The 17,748-nt window shown below is 54.4% G+C and carries 15 protein-coding genes, 1 tRNA gene and 1 pseudogene; 8 read left to right on the top strand and 9 right to left on the bottom strand.

The window, feature by feature from the left end:
- Positions 1 to 97 precede the first annotated feature (97 nt).
- The 6 genes from QGV55_RS12795 (at position 98) to QGV55_RS12770 (ending at position 5,774) form a co-directional block, all read left to right on the top strand.
- Positions 98 to 1,240 (top strand): acyl-CoA dehydrogenase family protein, encoded by a 1,143-nt coding sequence (locus QGV55_RS12795; RefSeq protein WP_281016403.1) that lies wholly within the window; start codon positions 98 to 100, stop codon positions 1,238 to 1,240.
- Positions 1,237 to 2,295 (top strand): acyl-CoA dehydrogenase, encoded by a 1,059-nt coding sequence (locus tag QGV55_RS12790; RefSeq protein ID WP_281016404.1) that lies wholly within the window; start codon positions 1,237 to 1,239, stop codon positions 2,293 to 2,295. The genes QGV55_RS12795 and QGV55_RS12790 overlap by 4 nt, the downstream gene beginning before the upstream one ends.
- Positions 2,296 to 2,370: 75 nt before the next feature.
- A complete protein-coding gene (locus QGV55_RS12785) occupies positions 2,371 to 3,138 on the top strand; it encodes an enoyl-CoA hydratase (RefSeq protein ID WP_281016405.1) in 768 nt (255 codons plus the stop codon).
- Between the two features lie 170 nt (positions 3,139 to 3,308).
- Positions 3,309 to 3,399: transfer RNA gene (locus tag QGV55_RS12780), tRNA-Ser, on the top strand.
- Positions 3,400 to 3,491: 92 nt separating this feature from the next.
- Positions 3,492 to 4,787 (top strand): DUF6538 domain-containing protein, encoded by a 1,296-nt coding sequence (locus QGV55_RS12775; protein WP_348638808.1) that lies wholly within the window; start codon positions 3,492 to 3,494, stop codon positions 4,785 to 4,787.
- A protein-coding gene (locus QGV55_RS12770) for an IS3 family transposase (RefSeq protein ID WP_281023674.1) occupies positions 4,690 to 5,774 on the top strand; the annotation gives its coding sequence in 2 pieces (ribosomal slippage) (positions 4,690 to 4,900 and positions 4,900 to 5,774; 1,086 coding nt in all). The genes QGV55_RS12775 and QGV55_RS12770 overlap by 98 nt, the downstream gene beginning before the upstream one ends.
- 154 nt (positions 5,775 to 5,928) lie before the next feature.
- Here QGV55_RS12770 and QGV55_RS12765 read toward each other — a convergent pair.
- Positions 5,929 to 6,059: pseudogene (locus QGV55_RS12765) on the bottom strand (integrase core domain-containing protein); the annotation flags it as partial.
- Positions 6,060 to 6,923: 864 nt separating this feature from the next.
- Here QGV55_RS12765 and QGV55_RS12760 point away from each other — a divergent pair.
- The gene (locus QGV55_RS12760; protein ID WP_281023673.1) at positions 6,924 to 8,495 is read left to right on the top strand and encodes a hypothetical protein; all 1,572 of its coding nucleotides are present in this window, start codon (positions 6,924 to 6,926) and stop codon (positions 8,493 to 8,495) included.
- 81 nt (positions 8,496 to 8,576) lie between these two features.
- A complete protein-coding gene (locus QGV55_RS12755) occupies positions 8,577 to 9,080 on the top strand; it encodes a hypothetical protein (protein ID WP_281023672.1) in 504 nt (167 codons plus the stop codon).
- Positions 9,081 to 10,186: 1,106 nt separating this feature from the next.
- Here the strand turns inward: QGV55_RS12755 and QGV55_RS12750 are convergent.
- From QGV55_RS12750 to QGV55_RS12715, 8 genes are all read right to left on the bottom strand, one after another.
- Positions 10,187 to 11,410 carry a His-Xaa-Ser system-associated MauG-like protein gene (locus tag QGV55_RS12750; RefSeq protein ID WP_281023671.1) on the bottom strand — a complete coding sequence of 408 codons (1,224 nt, stop codon included), beginning with the start codon at positions 11,408 to 11,410 and terminating at the stop codon, positions 10,187 to 10,189.
- Positions 11,382 to 11,756 (bottom strand): TIGR03982 family His-Xaa-Ser system protein, encoded by a 375-nt coding sequence (locus QGV55_RS12745; protein ID WP_281023670.1) that lies wholly within the window; start codon positions 11,754 to 11,756, stop codon positions 11,382 to 11,384. Before QGV55_RS12745 ends, QGV55_RS12750 begins: the two co-directional genes overlap by 29 nt.
- A gap of 16 nt (positions 11,757 to 11,772) precedes the next feature.
- On the bottom strand, positions 11,773 to 12,366 hold the full coding sequence (locus QGV55_RS12740; protein ID WP_281023669.1) for a peptidoglycan-binding protein: 594 nt from the start codon (positions 12,364 to 12,366) through the stop codon (positions 11,773 to 11,775).
- On the bottom strand, positions 12,363 to 13,379 hold the full coding sequence (hxsC, locus tag QGV55_RS12735) for a His-Xaa-Ser system radical SAM maturase HxsC (RefSeq protein WP_281023668.1): 1,017 nt from the start codon (positions 13,377 to 13,379) through the stop codon (positions 12,363 to 12,365). The genes QGV55_RS12740 and hxsC overlap by 4 nt, the downstream gene beginning before the upstream one ends.
- Positions 13,380 to 13,467: 88 nt before the next feature.
- Positions 13,468 to 14,886, bottom strand: a complete 1,419-nt coding sequence (gene hxsB, locus QGV55_RS12730; protein WP_281023667.1) for a His-Xaa-Ser system radical SAM maturase HxsB — start codon at positions 14,884 to 14,886, stop codon at positions 13,468 to 13,470.
- Complete coding sequence (locus QGV55_RS12725; protein WP_281023666.1) at positions 14,879 to 15,112, bottom strand: hypothetical protein; 234 nt, start codon at positions 15,110 to 15,112, stop codon at positions 14,879 to 14,881. Before QGV55_RS12725 ends, hxsB begins: the two co-directional genes overlap by 8 nt.
- Positions 15,113 to 15,673: 561 nt before the next feature.
- Positions 15,674 to 16,812 (bottom strand): IS3 family transposase gene (locus QGV55_RS12720; RefSeq protein ID WP_281015974.1). Its coding sequence is split into 2 segments (ribosomal slippage): positions 15,674 to 16,548 and positions 16,548 to 16,812, totalling 1,140 coding nucleotides; the frame shifts between segments, so codons are not numbered across the junction.
- A gap of 56 nt (positions 16,813 to 16,868) precedes the next feature.
- Positions 16,869 to 17,648, bottom strand: a complete 780-nt coding sequence (locus QGV55_RS12715) for an HNH endonuclease signature motif containing protein (RefSeq protein ID WP_281023665.1) — start codon at positions 17,646 to 17,648, stop codon at positions 16,869 to 16,871.
- Between the last annotated feature and the right edge of the window lie 100 nt (positions 17,649 to 17,748).

Genomic DNA, 17,748 nt, shown 5'->3' with positions numbered 1-17,748 from the left:
GCGACGGCCAGGGCGGGTCATGCCTGTCATCCACCGGAGGCAATTGACCGTATGCGGGTGACTGCTAGGTTCAGCCCAGACAACGGGGAGCGTGACGATGGGTTTCTTCAATTTCGAACCGGCCACATTACCGCCGGAAGCCGAGGCCTTGCGGCCCGAGGTGCGGGCCTTTCTGGCCGAGGCGCTGAAGGACAAGCGCCCCGTGGACCGGGCCTGGAACTGGATGGGCCACGATCAGGACTTCAGCCGCAAGGTGGGGGAGAAGGGCTGGCTCGGCATGACCTGGCCAACGGAGTATGGTGGCGGTGGCCGCACCTTCTTCGAACGCTATGTGGTCATGGAGGAGATGCTGGCCGCAGGCGCGCCGGTGCAGGCCCACTGGGTTGCCGACCGCCAGAGCGGTCCCCTGCTGCTGCGTTTCGGTACCGAGGAGCAGCGGAAGTTCTTCCTGCCGCAGATCATCAGCGGCAATGCCTGCTTCTGCATCGGCATGTCCGAACCGGACTCCGGCTCCGATCTCGCCGCCACGCGCACGAAGGCGGAGAAGGTCGACGGCGGCTGGAAGGTCAATGGCACCAAGGTCTGGACCTCCAGCGCCCATCTCGCCCACTACATGATTGCCCTGCTCCGCACGGACGCGGAGGACAAGCATGGGGGCCTGACCCAGTTCATCGTCGACATGAAGTCGCCGGGGCTGACCGTCAGCCCGATCATCAACCTGGCCGGCAACCACCATTTCAACCAGTGTGTCTTCGACGACGTGTTCGTGCCGGATGACCGTCTGGTGGGCAAGCCGGGCGGCGGCTGGAACCAGGTGGTGGCGGAACTGGCGTTCGAGCGCAGCGGGCCGGAGCGCTACCTGAGCTGCATCCAGCTGATCCTGGAATTGCTGGGTGTCGCGGCGCAGAGCCGTGATCCGGCGATGGTGGAGGAAGTGGGGCGCCTGTCGGCCCATGCCATGACGCTCCGCCGCATGTCCCTGTCGGTCGCGGGCAAGCTGCAGCGTGGCGAGAATCCCTCGCTGGAGGCCAGCGTGGTGAAGGATGTCGGCGGTGTGTTCGAACAGTCGATTCCGGAGATCGCCGCGCGTCTGGTGGAGGAGGAACCGACCCTGATGGGCGGCGACAACTTCCAGCAGGTGCTCGCGTTCCTGACCATGGAAGCCCCATCCTTCAGCCTGCGCGGCGGTACCCGAGAGATCCTGCGCGGCATCATTGCACGGGGGCTTGGCCTCAGATGAGTGAACTTCGCAATATCCTGACCGACAGCGTCAATGGCCTGTTCGGTGATCGCGTGACCCGCGAACTGCTCACCCGGTTCGACGAGACCGGTGACGATGGCGGCATCTGGGCGGAGGTCGAGGCCCAGGGCCTGACCCGGCCGCTGGTGTCGGAGGAGAACGGCGGTGTCGGCGGCGAATGGCGCGATGCGCATGTGCTGCTGTCCGCCGCCGGGTTCCATTCCGCGCCGGTCCCGCTGGCCGAGACCATCCTGGCGAGTTGGCTGGCGGAACGGGCCGGACTGCCGGTGCCTGAAGGCATGGCGACCATCATCGATGGCAGCGACGGCAGCCTCACCATCGCGGGCGACGGCGGCTCGGCGAAGCTTTCGGGAACCGTGGCCCGCGTGCCCTGGGCCTCGAAGGCGGAAACGGCCCTGGTCGTTGCCGCGCAGGATGGCGGTGTGATGGTCGGTGCGGTCCGCCTGTCGGACGCCCGTGACATCTCCGCCAGCCAGAACATGGCGCGGGAGCCGCGCGACGATGTCAGCTTCGACGGCGCGCCGGTGCGCGTGGCGCATCTGCCCAACGACCTGCCACGGGATGTCATCCTGCAGTATGGCGCGATGGTTCGCGCCGCCCAGATCGCCGGGGCGATGGACAAGGTGCTGACCCAGACGGTGCAGTACGCCAACGAGCGGACGCAGTTCGGCAAGCCGCTGGGCAAGTTCCAGGCGATCCAGCAGGAGCTGTCGCGCATGGCCGGCGAGGCCGCATCGTCCGGTGTGATCGCGGAGGCTCCCTTTGCCGCGCTGGACGCAGGGCAGAACCCGGAATGGCAGATCGCCGCCGCCAAGGCCCGTACATCCGAAGCTGCGGGTGTCGGGGCGACCGTCGGTCACCAGACCCATGGCGCCATCGGCTTCACCTATGAGCACAGCCTGCATTTCGCGACCCGCAGGCTCTGGTCGTGGCGCTCCGAGTTCGGCGGGGCCCGGTTCTGGGCACGCAGGCTCGGCACCCGTGCGGTGGACCGCGGGGTGGAGAATTTCTGGGCGGATATCGTTTCGGGCTAGGACAGGTGTTTCGGGCCAGGACAGGGCGCGCGGCTGTGATCCTTGGCGGCTGTGGTTACGGAGAATAGAGAAAGCATGGACAGTTTCGAATTCATCACCGTCACCCGCGATGAACGGGACGGGGGCACGATCGCCACGATCACGCTCGACAGGCCGACCAAGCTGAACGCCATGTCCACGGCCATGAACGGCGAACTGCAGGCGGCGGCCTATGATCTTGCCCGCGATGACAGCCTGCGGGCCGTCGTGCTGACCGCGGCCGGCAAGGCCTTCGTCGGCGGTGCGGATATCCGCGAGATGGCACAGCTCGACCGGCACACCGCGCGCACCTTCATCACCAACCTGCATCTGGCGATCGACGAGATCCGTCGCATTCCGGTGCCGGTGATCGGGCGCATCAACGGCTTCTGCCTCGGCGCCGGGCTGGAACTGGCCGCCGTCTGCGACTTCCGCGTCGCGGCGGAGGGCGCGAAGTTCGGCATGCCTGAAGTCCGGGTCGGCATGCCCAGCGTCATCGAGGCTGTCCTCCTGCCGCGCCTCATGGGCTGGGGCAAGGCGACGGAGATCCTGCTGACCGGGGACATGATCGATGCCGCCGAGGCCATGGTCTGCGGTCTGGTGCAGAAGGTCGTGCCGGCGGAGCAGCTTGATGTGCAGGTGGAGGCCTGGGTGCAGTCGATCATGCAGTCGGCCCCCGACGCGGTGCGGATGCAGAAGCGTCTGATCCGCAGCTGGCAGGACATGCCCATCGACGCCGCCATCAACGCCGCCATCGATGCTTTCGAGGAAAGCCACGCCGGCGAGGAGCCCCGCACCTATCTGACGCGGTTCCTGGGCGGCTGACCTGACGTCCCTGTCTCTGCCGGGGCAACCGGGGAGAGGATGCGATCAGGACCACGGGCTGCGCGAAAGGCCGCCGTCCCTGCGGCAATCCGACAGCAATCAGGCCCGCATCCGCCACACCGGGAAAAACCCCTTGTACAGGTCGCCACGCCCCGTCTATACCCGGCGGTGGAGAGGTGGCCGAGTGGCTTAAGGCGCTCCCCTGCTAAGGGAGTGGGGACTAATCCTCCCTCGTGGGTTCGAATCCCATCCTCTCCGCCATTACCCCTAAAGTTCTATCCTTAGAGCAACTTAGCCTCTCTTGAGGTTTCCACCGAGCGTCCTGCTACACACGACGCTACACAGGAAATCACATGAAGCTGCACCAAAGGGGAAGCACCCACCACCTCAGGGTCAGGGTCCCGTCGGACCTGGTTGAAGTCCTTGAACGACGTGAAATCCATCAGTCTCTGCGAACATCTGACAGTCGAACTGCACAGGCTCGGGCCAGTTCGTTGAAGGTCGCTATTGTGACCGGCTTTGAAAGATTGCGTGTCGCAAGGCAGGCCTCGGCCTGTGAGAGCGATGTCGCCGCTCTGGCCTCTACCTTCCTGGAGAGTCTGGGCAGCACTCGTCGTTCTCATGCCGACAAGCTGACGACACCATCAATCACTCGTCTGGACGATCTGGCTAAGGCGTACCTGACGGAGAAAGAGAAGGCTGTCGATCCAAGGACACTGATGACAATGGATTACAGCTTTCGCATTGCAGTCCACCATATCGGCAACATCAAGCTGACGGACCTGAACCGATCCCGATGCAGGGCCTACAAGGAAGCGTTGCTTGCGACTCCCCAGTACCTTCTGAGGGAGGACAATGCCTCGAAGAATGCTGACAGGCTCTTGTCGGACAAGTCCGTCAACAAGCACCTTCAATTTCTGTCGGGGCTCCTCCGTTGGGGAGTTCGTGAGGAATTGATAGGTGGTAACCCGGCAGAGGGATTGAGTATCAGGAAGCGGGGCAGGGACTGGGACCAGCGTTTCGCGTACGACAATGAGCAGATTAAGAGGCTTCTAAGCGAGCTTTGGCTCCATGAGGAACGACCGGAAAGACGTTGGGTCCCATTGATCGCTGCCTACTCGGGTATGCGTCTGGAGGAAATCTGCCAACTCAGATGTTGTGATGTCGTCGAGCACGATGGGTTCTGGTGTTTCAGTGTTAACGACGAAGCGGGGCCGTTGAAGACAGCAGCAGCTCAGCGACTTGTCCCTCTCCACCCCGAGCTCATCAGACTGGGGTTCCTGGATTTCGTAGATGAATTGATTGACCTGCCGATGCAGCGTCTCTGGAGCAATCTCCAGCCTAATCGACTGGGACGCTACTCGAACTCAGTCGGGAAATGGTTTGGTCGGTACAAGCGCGACCGGGGGTTAGAGGTGGCCCGACAAATCTGGACAGTTGAGTTAGGTGGATTTTCTGCTCCCAATCCGGCAGCGTTGCCGGGACGAAGGAGCGAAGATGACAAGACGACCCAGGCGGAACCACAGCCCTGCCTTCAAAGCGAAAGTCGCATTGGCGGCGCTGAAGGGCGACAGGACGATGAGCGAGCTGGCGACGCAGTTCGACCTGCATCCCAATCAGATCAAGCAGTGGAAGGATCAGCTGCTTGAGGGCGTAACGGGTGTCTTCGATGACACGCCAAAGGCCGCGAAAGAGCCGCAGATCGACGTAAAGTCCCTGCACGCGAAGATTGGCCAGCTGGCGCTGGAAAACGATTTTTTAGAGGGCGCGCTCGACAAGGCCGGTCTGTTGCCGAGCGCAAGGAAATGACGGGCCCGGACCACAGGCTGAGCCTGACACGGCAAGCCCGGCTTCTCGGGATCAGCCGGGGCAGCCTGTATTACGCGCCGCGCCCGACCAGTGCGGCGGACCTCAAGCTTATGCGCAGAATTGACGAGTTGCACATGGACTACCCGTTCGCGGGCAGCCGTATGATGAAAGGGTTGCTGCGGCAGGAAGGCTTCACGGCCGGGCGGCTGCACGTGGCAACCTGCATGAAAACGATGGGCATTGAGGCGCTCTATCGCAGACCGAACACCAGCAAGCCTGCGCCCGGTCACAGGATCTATCCCTACCTGCTGCGCAAGCTGGCCGTGACGCAGCCCAATCAGGTCTGGGCCATGGATATTACCTACATTCCCATGGCCCGAGGGTTCGTCTATCTGGTCGCCGTTCTGGACTGGTTCAGCCGCAAGGTTCTGGCCTGGCGGCTGTCGGTGACGCTGGAAACAGCGCCGTGTCTGGAGGCCTTGAATGATGCCCTGCGCAGATATGGCAAGCCGGAGATCATGAACTCGGACCAAGGATCACAGTTCACGTCCATTGACTTCATCAAGGCGCTGAAGGACGCCGACATCCAGATCAGCATGGATGGCAAGGGCGCTTGGCGCGATAACGTGTTTGTCGAACGGCTCTGGCGCAGCGTCAAATACGAGGAGGTCTATCTGCACGCCTATGAAAGCGTGTCAGCCGCCCGACAGGGCATCGACCGATACCTGGCCTTCTACAACACAAGGAGACCGCATTCATCGCTGGAAGGGCAAACGCCCGATCAGGCATATCACATCAAGTTGCAACCAATCCCGGTGGCGGCATAACCAAGCGGAAAATCCACCTAAGAAACGGCTCGAAACTGTTCAAACGAACCGAACCACCTCTCCCATCTACCCTCGGTTCTCCATTCGTATTTCTTGTGACATTGCTCCAGTCACCAAGTCTGGAACGCCGGACACTAGAGTTTCCTGACTTTGTTTACGATGGCGTGCTGGCATCGCCGCCATGATTATGCAGCGTGATCGCACCTTGTAACCGATTGCGCCGTGACGCCTGACCTCGTTGCAGTCTCTGCGCCAATCCTCCAACTTATCCCGAGCATCGGCAAGGTTGTGAGCCAAGTGGCCGCACCCTTTATGGCAGCAATAAGTCAAATGTCGTCCAATTTGCGCCTGTTTTTCCAAGGATCTTTATCGCTCACAACGTGGAGGATCTATGGCACATGACGGATGAGGGCCAACTTGAACGCAGGCCAGAGCCGCCTGCGAATCACGGGGATACCCTGGAACATGGCCAGAAAAGCTTGGGACCAACGACGAGGCCCCTCTGGCTTTGGTTGGTTTATGGCCTATCGCTTGCTGTCAGTGGTGTTTGTGTATGGGGCCTACTCATTCATTTTGCACTTGTACCACCACCATATGCTCTGATCCCACCGTTGAACCTTTCGGAGCCTGACAGCCTGTTTGTTGATTGGCAGATAGCCGCAATCAGCCAGGATCCATCTCTATGCGAGCAAGTAGTGATCTCTTCCCCCTTGATCTCGGCGGAAAGGGTGAATGCGATACCGGAACGGGATGGGTGTGGATGGTCAAATGCTATCCGCCTGAATGCAGTGGGCAATATCGTGGTGAATGCCTCACCGATTGATTGTGGGACCGCTGCCGCACTGGCCCTTTGGTTAACCAAAGTGGTGACACCTGCTGCTGAGGAGACGCTTTCCACCTCTGTGACTAAGGTCACTCACTACGGGACCTATGCATGCCGCAACATAGCCGGAACGTCATGGAGAAGCGTTCATGCAAAAGCTGCAGCCATCGATGTTGCAGGCTTTGCAACAAGCGATGGTTCAAATCTGAGCGTACGAAAGCACTGGAAGGGGAGGGATGACAGGGCAAAATTCCTTCACTCGATTGCTCAAGGGACCTGTCGATACTTCAGGTCTGCGCTAAGCCCAGCTTATAACGCCGCACACCATGATCATTTCCACCTGGATCGGGGATGGGGTCATACATGCAAATGAGGGGCTTGAGTATTCGCAGGTCCACGCACTTTCAAAAATCTTTCCAGCCCGGTGTTTGGCAAAATTATGTCCCTCATTCATACAAATTTGGCCACAATTACATATTATAAACAATCAATTATCGGTTCTAGAGGGGGAAAATTTGCATTGTAATCCAGCACCACATGAGCGTTCATACACGCACTCTGTCCCTTTTGATGTCCACACATGGTCAGATCACCCAGAATCGAACACCTTCGTTGACAAGGTATTTGCCGACCATGTTGAGGGGCAATGGATACCAAAGGACCAGAAATCCACCCCGAAGAATGCTAAGCACTATCTCAAGGTGCTGCTGCTGCACCTCTACGTCGTCTGGAAGCGGGATCGTTCTCTGTCGGTCTCTGTCTCTATGCGCCCCAAAAGCTACAAACAAGACCGTTACAACGCTCTTCATATTTCCCGGAATACACCCAATCTGATCCATCATCTGAAAGACAGGGGCGTGATTGGTTACAAGAAAGGGTGGAAGGACTACGGCTCCCTAAGAGGATATCAGTCGATCATCTGGCCCGAGGCCTGCCTTATTGACCTTTTTGAGCATGCCTCGCCGCCTACCGAGTCGGTGACAGCTCACCGGAATATCGAGTTGGTTCGCGTCAAGGACCGGAAGAGCAAGAGACTGGTCGACTACGATGACAACGAACTTACGACAAGCTCTAGAGAGGTTCTCAGGAGGTTCAATGAGCTCTTGAACGATACGCAAATTGCGCTGGGTGGTACAGATCCAGTTGGAGCGTCCAAGATGTGCTATCGGACATTTACACAAGATGAATCTGTGGAGGATCCCTTTGAACTCGGAGGGCGCATCTATGGAGGGTGGTGGCAGGATGAAGGACCTGACTGGAGAGACAAGCTGACGATCAACGGGAATCAGGTCGTCGAACTCGACTACCACTCACTGCATCCGAGATTGCTCTATGCCCTCGTCAAACAGGAGCTGAAACATGATCCCTATCAACTGAATTCCATTGAACGAAGCGCGTCGAAACTGTTGTTCCTTACAGCGATTAACGCGCGTGATGAGAGTTCTATATATCAAGCCTTCAGGCACCAATCCTCAAGCAATTCGAGAAAATTCGATAGCCGACATGATCAGGCCCACGACATACTCGATCCCGATGATGATCCAGCCAATATTGAGCATATACTGGGAATGATGAAGAGCTTTGATCGCAAATTTCGAGTCTTTGACAGCTTCAAGTCCGTGACAAATACCGAACTCAAGGAAATTTTGCAGAGCCTGAAGCAGCTCAATGAGCCTATTGCCCACTTCCTATGCAATGACATGGGCATCAAGCTCCAGCGAACCGACAGCGACATATGCATGAAGGTCATAGATGATATGACTGGCAGGGGTATCCCGGTGCTTCCGATCCATGACTCGTTCATAGTGGAGAAGGGGCACGAGGAGGTTCTTCGAGAGGTGATGGAAAGATCCGCACTCGAGATTGTTGAATTCCCGGTGAGGGTGGATATGAAATAGGGATCGCCCGAATGATACCGGATCAATTTAGAGGAATGTAAATTGCCCTTACCATGGAATCGATTACCCGAAGACGCTATCATGGCTGTGATTCAATCGGCGAATACGACACTTCAAATGGAAACGGAGAGATTGGGCTTTCCGGCTATTTCTTATGCTGAAAAACCTCATAAAAACGTGGCAGTGGAGGCGTATTTTCTCGGTCTTATTGAGGGTTTTACACTCGGCGTGCTCAAAGCCAGAGGTCATATTAGCTACTACGGAAGAAAACAGATCAAACTCAAGGGGCGTGCTGCGAAGATGTTTGATGACGCGATGCATGCCGCAACTCGATTGAGCCATCGTTCAGATTTTTCAGCCTTAATTTTCTGGCAAATTTTCTATTCTGGAAATGATGTGACTAACATGTCCACTGAAGAACCTGTCGATGAAGTATTTTCACAACGCCTATACTATTCAATAAATACCCATCAGGAATCTTATCAAATTGGAAGAGAAGATGCTTTCTATCAAATCAGCATAGCAAGCACTGGCTTGTTCAAGCCGACTCGCCGTTTTGAGGAGTATTTTAAAAATATTTCTTGATTCCCCCCCCCATCCCATTAATTTCCCTGGGAAAATCTCAAGCCCCCTTTCACATATATGAACCTGGCCCCCTGTCCCCCTCCCCCCCCTCCTAAAGGGTTGCGTCGGAGGAAGCTCGCTTCTGATTGCTCCAAGAGCCTGACGACACAGAGGGAAGGGGTAGGGTTGAGGGCTTCCTCTTATGTAGAAACATTTAATGTTATCAATATCTTATTCTTGTTCCCCTAATGAGAAGGGTACACATAAGACATACCTCCTCATATATATCCTATCTTAGGTCTTCCTGACCTCTCATGATCACATATAACTCATTATAATTAGATACTTAGGAGCAATTACCCTCTTTAGATTCCATGTGTCCCTTAAGCTCCCCACTTCTACCGCTCCCCTCCCTGATAGCAGTACCCCTCAGGAAGCCTCCAGAGGCCTCTCAGGAGTCCTCTCTGTCGTAACCGGTACATGACAGCCGATCCTGTGAACTGGACTCTGACGCCCCCTCCAGAGTCCATACAGAAGGCACCCAGATTCTGTCGTTCATCCACCCAAAGGAACGACCTGGATCTATGCGACAAGAGGATTCAAAAGTGCTCCCGATATTGCTACATAGATTGCTACACACCCGCTCGGTAACGACCGACGGAGAAGCTGACAGGCTCAAGGGAGCACAAGGGAAAACGACTGAGGGAGATCGGGCTCACAGAATCCCATCCTCTCCGCCATTTCTCATTGTTTTTATTGATACAATTGGGGTATTCGTGATTTGTACCCACGAAATGCATCACGAACTTGTATTGATAGCTGAGACCGCGTGTCGTCGAAGCTTGGGCTGCGTGAACTAGGATCGCTGCTATGCGATTGAAAGCGGTGAAGCTTCCGTCAACCGGCAACCGCCCCCCCCCTATCCCCCCGCCAATCCAAAATGGGGGTGTACCTACGCGTAGGTCCAGGGCTGTCTGACATCCAGCCACCCACAACTGTGTGTATTCGTCATCATGATTGGGCGTGCTGGGGCCAATAACATCAAGCTTGCAGCAGGCACGATCCCGCCAAATCATGATGAATTGCTCTTCCGGGGAAATCCTACAGTCTGCCTTGCGCTTACTCAGCTAATCAGGTGTTGACTGTGATAAAGTTCGCAAAAAAGTAACTACAAACGCGACCTCTTCCTCTGTCAGGTAACTTATGCTGAGCATATTCGTCTCTGAAGACATGAGATATTTGTACAATTCATGGCGTTGCAAATCATCCAACTTATCGATTTTGATCAAGCTCAATGGATCATAATGCGCTCGGATTGCGTCTTCCAGAGACGCGACACTACCAGAATGCCCGTAGGGTGCGGTGTTGGTAACATCCCAAAGTGGTGGCGTTCGGAACTTGTAAAGATCGGCTGGGTCTTGGGTAATGTTGAATCGACCGTAATCGATCCCGAATCCATTCCGCCCTTGACCGAGCTGTGGGAACGGCACCGTGTAGTAATCGAAATCGGAAAAGTGCGGACCATTATGGCAAACAACACATCGACCTTTGCCATAAAAAATTAGGCCGCCTTTGATCTCTTGGTTTGTCAAATCACCTCCTGAGAAAGCGAACCGGTGGAGACGGGTCTCTTGGATAGCGAAACGCTCGCTTATAAATTTGGAAATGCCTTTTGCTATATCAATAAATTCGACCGCTTCATCCGATTTCCCAATCCGCTGAGCCAAACTCGTTATGATCTTAGGTTCTCGATATCTTAGGTTGTCGACGATCTCTCGATAAAGTCCTTGAGCACCTTCGACTGTCTCAGTTCGATATCTCAAGACAGTTTTGTCGAATTTCAGCATCTCGACCGTCTCGACCGGCGGCAAATGAACCGCGACTGTTAGTGGATCATCAGAGGGCGGTTCTTCGCCAAATAGGCTTACAACTTCTCCGGAAATGGCGTCAACACGCCCGTCCCAGAAGAAAGTCGCGAAATCGTCTGCACCACGCCCCCAAAGCGGCAGAGAATTTCGCGGCAAAAAACGGTAAGCCGAGTCTACTCGTTCTGAACCAGTCCCTTGGCCTGAGACTCCGACAGAAATCGGAATTCCGTCACCAGTACCAAACTCGTCCAGATGGCACTGCTGACAGGAAATGTTCCCGTTGAGGCTCAGCGCCTCGGACGCGAATATCAGCTTCCCGACGCTCCCCAAGGGGGAGAGTTCTTGAACAGCTGCTGCGGGGGGGAGGCCATTCGACAAAATGGCCTTCTTAAGGATTTCGGTATTGGCATCCGCAAAAGCGGGCGATGGCAACAGCCAAAGAGCTATACTGGCGCTAGTAGCGAATCTCGTGAATTTCGACAAAGCGACTAACGTCCTTCGATCTGGCTTCGAGTGCTTCGACACCCATGAGTCCAAGCTTTGCATCGGAGACACCCAGGGTCAGAAGCTTCTTCCGAAGCTTATCGTAATCTTGACAGGAGAGCAGTCCTATCTCTGCAGCCTCCAAATTCTTGACAGTCATTTCGTTCGGCGCGTGCCTCACCGCCATTTTGGCGACAAAGTGCTCTCGCATAACGTGGTCACACTGAAACATTGCACCCTGATATTCATCGCGCAAATAGTGTGCGGCTACAGGTGGCAACAAGTATTCAATGCCGCCGTACAATATCACTAGGCCAAAAATACCTGACAAAAGAAACCGGGTCATCGCGGGCTTTCCCCACTCAGTTCGCAATCACACCCAAGGTATTAAGAGTCCCATTATCAAGTTTGCCTGTTGGAACGAGGCCGGAGTCACGTTGGAATTTATAGATTGCTGCGATCGTCCTTGAATTCAGGTCGCCGCCCACTGCACCCGGCTCGTATCCGCGCGACTGGAGCGCCAACTGCGCCAACGTGACGATTTGTGCGAATTTTGCCGTGTTTCCCTTCAAGACCTTTGGTTTCTTGGCGGTCGACAGACTCCTCGGAAGGACGCTGGACCTTGGTGTGCTCGCCTCATTCCGACCGCTTAGCGCTGCAGTCTGGTAGTCCGAGTTCGACGGCTGGTAAGCGGCTGGGCCGGGGTCAGGTGGCTCAGGAGCGTAGTACGACCGATGACTGGAATGGGAAGCGTGCGATTGGTGGCTTTGATGGGATTGATGTCCAGCCAGAGTGAATTCATTCGAGTCCGTGATTGATTGCGCATGTTGAACGATATCGTCGATCAAACTCTTATCTGCGCTGACATGATTCGAACCGCCAGCGAGAACTGCCGATGACACCGGAAAAAGCCCAGCCGCCAGCATCGTTGGAATAAGAAATTTCGCGTTGCTCATAGCGCTTCTCCTGTTTGCCCCAACGAATGCACGCCAGCGTATGCCCAATCGTTATTATACCATTCGAAAAAACCTGTGCAAGACGAGCGCTGGCTACAGGACTCACATTCTGGCACGAATTTTTTCTTCCAGTCTGAGATTGTGTCGGCGCAGTATTTCCGATAGCGAGCAGGAACCGTGCAAAGCGGAATGTTGTAAAGGGTGGTGACCAATCGCCGTTTAGCAGCGATGTCGAGTGCATGCTCCAGCGGATCGAAAAATGCGGAATGATCGACAAATAGGTCGCCCATGAACGCCTTCGCAAAGCCGATCGGTTCTAAGCCCATGATCGCCCAAACTTTGATGAAGAATAGGTCCTTCGAGATGAGGTCAGCCAGTTTCGGCAATGCCGGATAATTCAATCCGGTAAGAACCGTTCTGAGCTCGATCTTTGCTTGTGCTGAGGCGAGCCGGTAGAAGTTTGGCATTAAAATCTCGAAGGCACCGTCTTTGTTAACGACCCGATCGTGGATTTCCGCATTCGGTGCATAAAGTGGGACGCCCCATAGGACGTCGGTCCTCTCGTGAATCCGTTTCAATATTGGGATGTCTGCATCGACGAAATGCTGCGCGTTGGTAAGGATATGGAGGCCTATATCCGGCCGGTTTTCGGAAATATCCTGAATCAGATCAAAAAACAGTTCCCGCTGCATCGTCGGCTCACCACCGGAAATACCGATTGTGATGCCAGGATCAGCCAGTCGAACCGCCTCCTTATAGAATCGCAGTCGCCACTGATCCTGAATACGTTTGGGCGGTTGACTGCACATGACGCAGAGCTGATCGCATTGCTCGGTAAACAAGAGGGTGTTGTGGCGGCTTTTTTGACGGATCAATCGCGAAGCGATTTTATGTCCGGGGACAATCATAAGAACGTCGCCATAGAGGTCCTTAGCTTGAGTGCCGGGAAATGAAACTTCCAATCCGTTAAACAGACCTATGGCCAGCCCATTCTCATCTTCGGCGAGCGCCATTCCCTTATCACCGTATTGGGATAGGCCCAAGTGCTCCACTCTGCACACGAATGGCGCGACGTTCTGGCATTCAATAGGGGTCTGCAGGTCAATCATAGAGAACCTCGAATGGAGCGTGCGAGCCGTCTTTGCGATACGCCCAGGACATAAGTGGATCGAGCCAGTTCCGGTCCCGTTCCTTAATCTTGGTAAAGAGCAGATCGAACAGGTCGAGGTGGCGTTTGCAAAATGCCGTTTCGTGCTTGGGCATATCGATCCGACCGTAGCGAGACAGGTCATCTACAAGATCGATTCCACAAAATGGTCCATAGGCACAATGAATGCAATCTGGGTGGACCTCGTTCATCGCGCTAAAATTCAAGGTTGAGAGTTTTTCCAAATCGACCTCACCGCCCAACTCCCCGATCTTCAGATCGACTTGGCGCGTGCGTGATAGCATCCGTGCTTCGTCAGTCGGGTAAATTCCACCATCAAAATTGACGACGCAATAATCTTCAAAGTATCGGTTGGGAGACCGACAATCGACGTAGTTTGTCGTCCCTGCGCTAATGATTTTCTGGAAGATCATCGAGGAGTAGAATTCCTCAAAAAACTGCGTCTTGTTGATCTCCATAATCCGCTCTAATGCCCGAAAGTATGCCCGGTTCCACCGATCAGTGCTATCCAACGATGACGCATGGTTTTTACGTGCAAATCCGAGATAATTTACCGGTCGGAGGAATATTGAGGTGAAGCCAAGCTCAAGATAGACGTCAATGATCTCTTCAATCTGATCGTAGGCGTCCTCTGGAATTGTTGGGAGAGCGGAAACCTTTGCCGACCCATAAGCATCCAAAATATAGCGAAGATTGTTGAAGAACCTATCGGCTCTCTCAGTCGTTCCTGTTCTGTTGGCTGCCATCATAGTTGTCGAGCCGTCAATCGACGTACTGACGTGCATCCGTGGATCAGAGATAACCTCTTTGGCTTCCTGCGTTAAGTTCATCAAGTTCGTGCAAATCGCAAATTCGACCTGATCAAAATGGCGAGTAGCCCGATCCATGATCTCCAGAACTAAGTCAGACCGCAGAGTCGGCTCGCCGCCCTGAAACTCGATCTTGATTTTTGGGCCAGCATGATCAGTCCAGAATTTCTCCAGCAAATCAAGGTGCTCAGGCTTCATGTCGAAACCTTTTGCATTCTCGTTTGCTCGAGAGACTTGGCAGTATGTGCAGGCCAAATCGCAGCGCAGAGTTGGAATGATCATCATATAAGAGAGTTTGCTCGATCTTTTACTAACGCGATTCTGCGCCCTGCTCGCTAAGGCTGTTATGCGCCAGTGGCTCTCCTCTTGAAGCAGGATGTGCATGTCCCGAAGCCGCGAATGCTCATCTTCCGTAAGAGCCTCGTCGAATAGTCTGCCAACAATTCCATTGTCGAACAGCTTAAAGTCACCCACTTCGTTCACGATCAGAGAAGTGTCTTCACCAATATCCCGAAACCGGAAAGGTGTTAAAAATTCACCCATTGTAAATTCGCTCTCTGATTGAGAGTGTTTCTTCAAAAATGCGCTGTTGATATAAAAATTGATCTAATAGACGACGAATTTGCTGTTCCTTTTTAGTAGCTAAATCGCCACTGACATCAATGCCTTGATCTGTGATCTCGAAATTCAAGGTCGGCACTAAGATCCTAATCCGGGCGACAGCAGCCGCGGCCACGCTCTCAAATTTCGGATCGACCACTATCAGCATTTGCACTGCCTCCTATTCCATATCGGGGCATCAGATCACCTGACGCGGCGCCATGCAACCTAGGTGCTTACGCTTGCCTTTATCATTATGATATATTTGCATTTGAGAAAAACGGTAGAATTTTTGGTTCTCCCCGCATATTATTGAAGAATGAGTTCGGCAATTGCGACACGCCCGAACGCATAGCGATACCGTGCCTCTCCTTTCCGCCCTATCACTTTTTCACTACTGCTCATGATGGCTAAAGTAGCGAATTCATGGCTGTATCCGCAAAGGATTATTGTCTCGGCAACGCGCAGATCATGCAGGCTTCGGTCAATCTCGCCGTCCGCTCTTGGCTTGGGGATGTATCCCTCCCGTTCCATCAGTCGCTCTGCATTTGCGTAGGCATCCTCCACGCTCCCAAGGTCAGGTAAGGCGCTGAAAGTCGCCACCAACTTGGGACCGTTGTAGATTTCCAGTGGACCACTGTACGAGCGGGACGCTGCCGTATTGTGGAGAGAGGTGGTTCGGTTCGTTTGAACAGTTTCGAGCCGTTTCTTAGGTGGATTTTCCGCTTGGTTATGCCGCCACCGGGATTGGTTGCAACTTGATGTGATATGCCTGATCGGGCGTTTGCCCTTCCAGCGATGAATGCGGTCTCCTTGTGTTGTAGAAGGCCAGGTATCGGTCGATGCCCTGTCGGGCGGCTGACACGCTTTCATAGGCGTGCAGATAGACCTCCTCGTATTTGACGCTGCGCCAGAGCCGTTCGACAAACACGTTATCGCGCCAAGCGCCCTTGCCATCCATGCTGATCTGGATGTCGGCGTCCTTCAGCGCCTTGATGAAGTCAATGGACGTGAACTGTGATCCTTGGTCCGAGTTCATGATCTCCGGCTTGCCATATCTGCGCAGGGCATCATTCAAGGCCTCCAGACACGGCGCTGTTTCCAGCGTCACCGACAGCCGCCAGGCCAGAACCTTGCGGCTGAACCAGTCCAGAACGGCGACCAGATAGACGAACCCTCGGGCCATGGGAATGTAGGTAATATCCATGGCCCAGACCTGATTGGGCTGCGTCACGGCCAGCTTGCGCAGCAGGTAGGGATAGATCCTGTGACCGGGCGCAGGCTTGCTGGTGTTCGGTCTGCGATAGAGCGCCTCAATGCCCATCGTTTTCATGCAGGTTGCCACGTGCAGCCGCCCGGCCGTGAAGCCTTCCTGCCGCAGCAACCCTTTCATCATACGGCTGCCCGCGAACGGGTAGTCCATGTGCAACTCGTCAATTCTGCGCATAAGCTTGAGGTCCGCCGCACTGGTCGGGCGCGGCGCGTAATACAGGCTGCCCCGGCTGATCCCGAGAAGCCGGGCTTGCCGTGTCAGGCTCAGCCTGTGGTCCGGGCCCGTCATTTCCTTGCGCTCGGCAACAGACCGGCCTTGTCGAGCGCGCCCTCTAAAAAATCGTTTTCCAGCGCCAGCTGGCCAATCTTCGCGTGCAGGGACTTTACGTCGATCTGCGGCTCTTTCGCGGCCTTTGGCGTGTCATCGAAGACACCCGTTACGCCCTCAAGCAGCTGATCCTTCCACTGCTTGATCTGATTGGGATGCAGGTCGAACTGCGTCGCCAGCTCGCTCATCGTCCTGTCGCCCTTCAGCGCCGCCAATGCGACTTTCGCTTTGAAGGCAGGGCTGTGGTTCCGCCTGGGTCGTCTTGTCATCTTCGCTCCTTCGTCCCGGCAACGCTGCCGGATTGGGAGCAGAAAATCCACCTAACTCAACTGTCCAGATTTGTCGGGCCACCTCTGTCGTCGTTAAGAAAACCACAGGTCAAGCACCTCGCTCCGTTCCAGGGGCCTAACGAACCGCAATTTCCACAGTAGAAGCTCCTATCTACATTGTGGCCCTTGGGAGCGTATCCAATGCCGTATGGAGTGGAGACGACAATTTTCCACTCGTCTTCCATAATAACCGTGTGGGTAGGGGTCAGCGGAATTTGCGCCGGAATATGCTCCCGAACCGTTAATCCCATAGCATTTCCATCACCGCCGCCAATTATTTTGTAAATTCCCTCAGCCAACTCAGGATTATTTTTTACAATCGAAACAATGATTGGGGAAATCTTTTCCAAAGAAATGTCATCCCCTTCAACGGCCCGGCAAATAGTATTAATTGATCTGCTCAATTTGTAATTAGAAATTGCCTCATTTTCAAATGTTCTAGCTAATTTCGCTTTTTCGGCGGCAATTTGTATTATAGTCTGAACCATGAGAGATTTTTTGAATACAATCTGACCCTTTTTTAAATTGCAACCTGCGCAAGATGGCATCCAATTTTCGTAAGAATTTACTTCAAAATCTTCTGGAAGGCCAAGTTCTACTACAACTCTCTCAAGCTCTTCTTTGTCATCCAATAGTGCTTCTGGTATGATATGATCAACATGCATTGATTGAAAATCAATGGGTTCTTTACACAAGTAGCATTTTGGTCCGTGCGTAGAAAAGACAGAAAACCTTTCTCTGTACTTAAAACTGTACTTTGTCATATCAAATTCCAAGACGCTTCATATTCACTAGATGACAGGATACCAAATTTCAATGATGCCGACGCTCGCTCCTCGCCATTACCATTCTTAAAGAGCTGACTATGAAAATCTG

It is taken from the genome of Minwuia sp. IMCC3009 (genome assembly GCF_029909415.1).
Taxonomy (GTDB): Bacteria; Pseudomonadota; Alphaproteobacteria; order Minwuiales; family Minwuiaceae; genus Minwuia.
The sequence above is the reverse complement of the archived record's forward strand: the minus strand, read 5'-3'. Positions and strand labels throughout refer to the sequence as shown.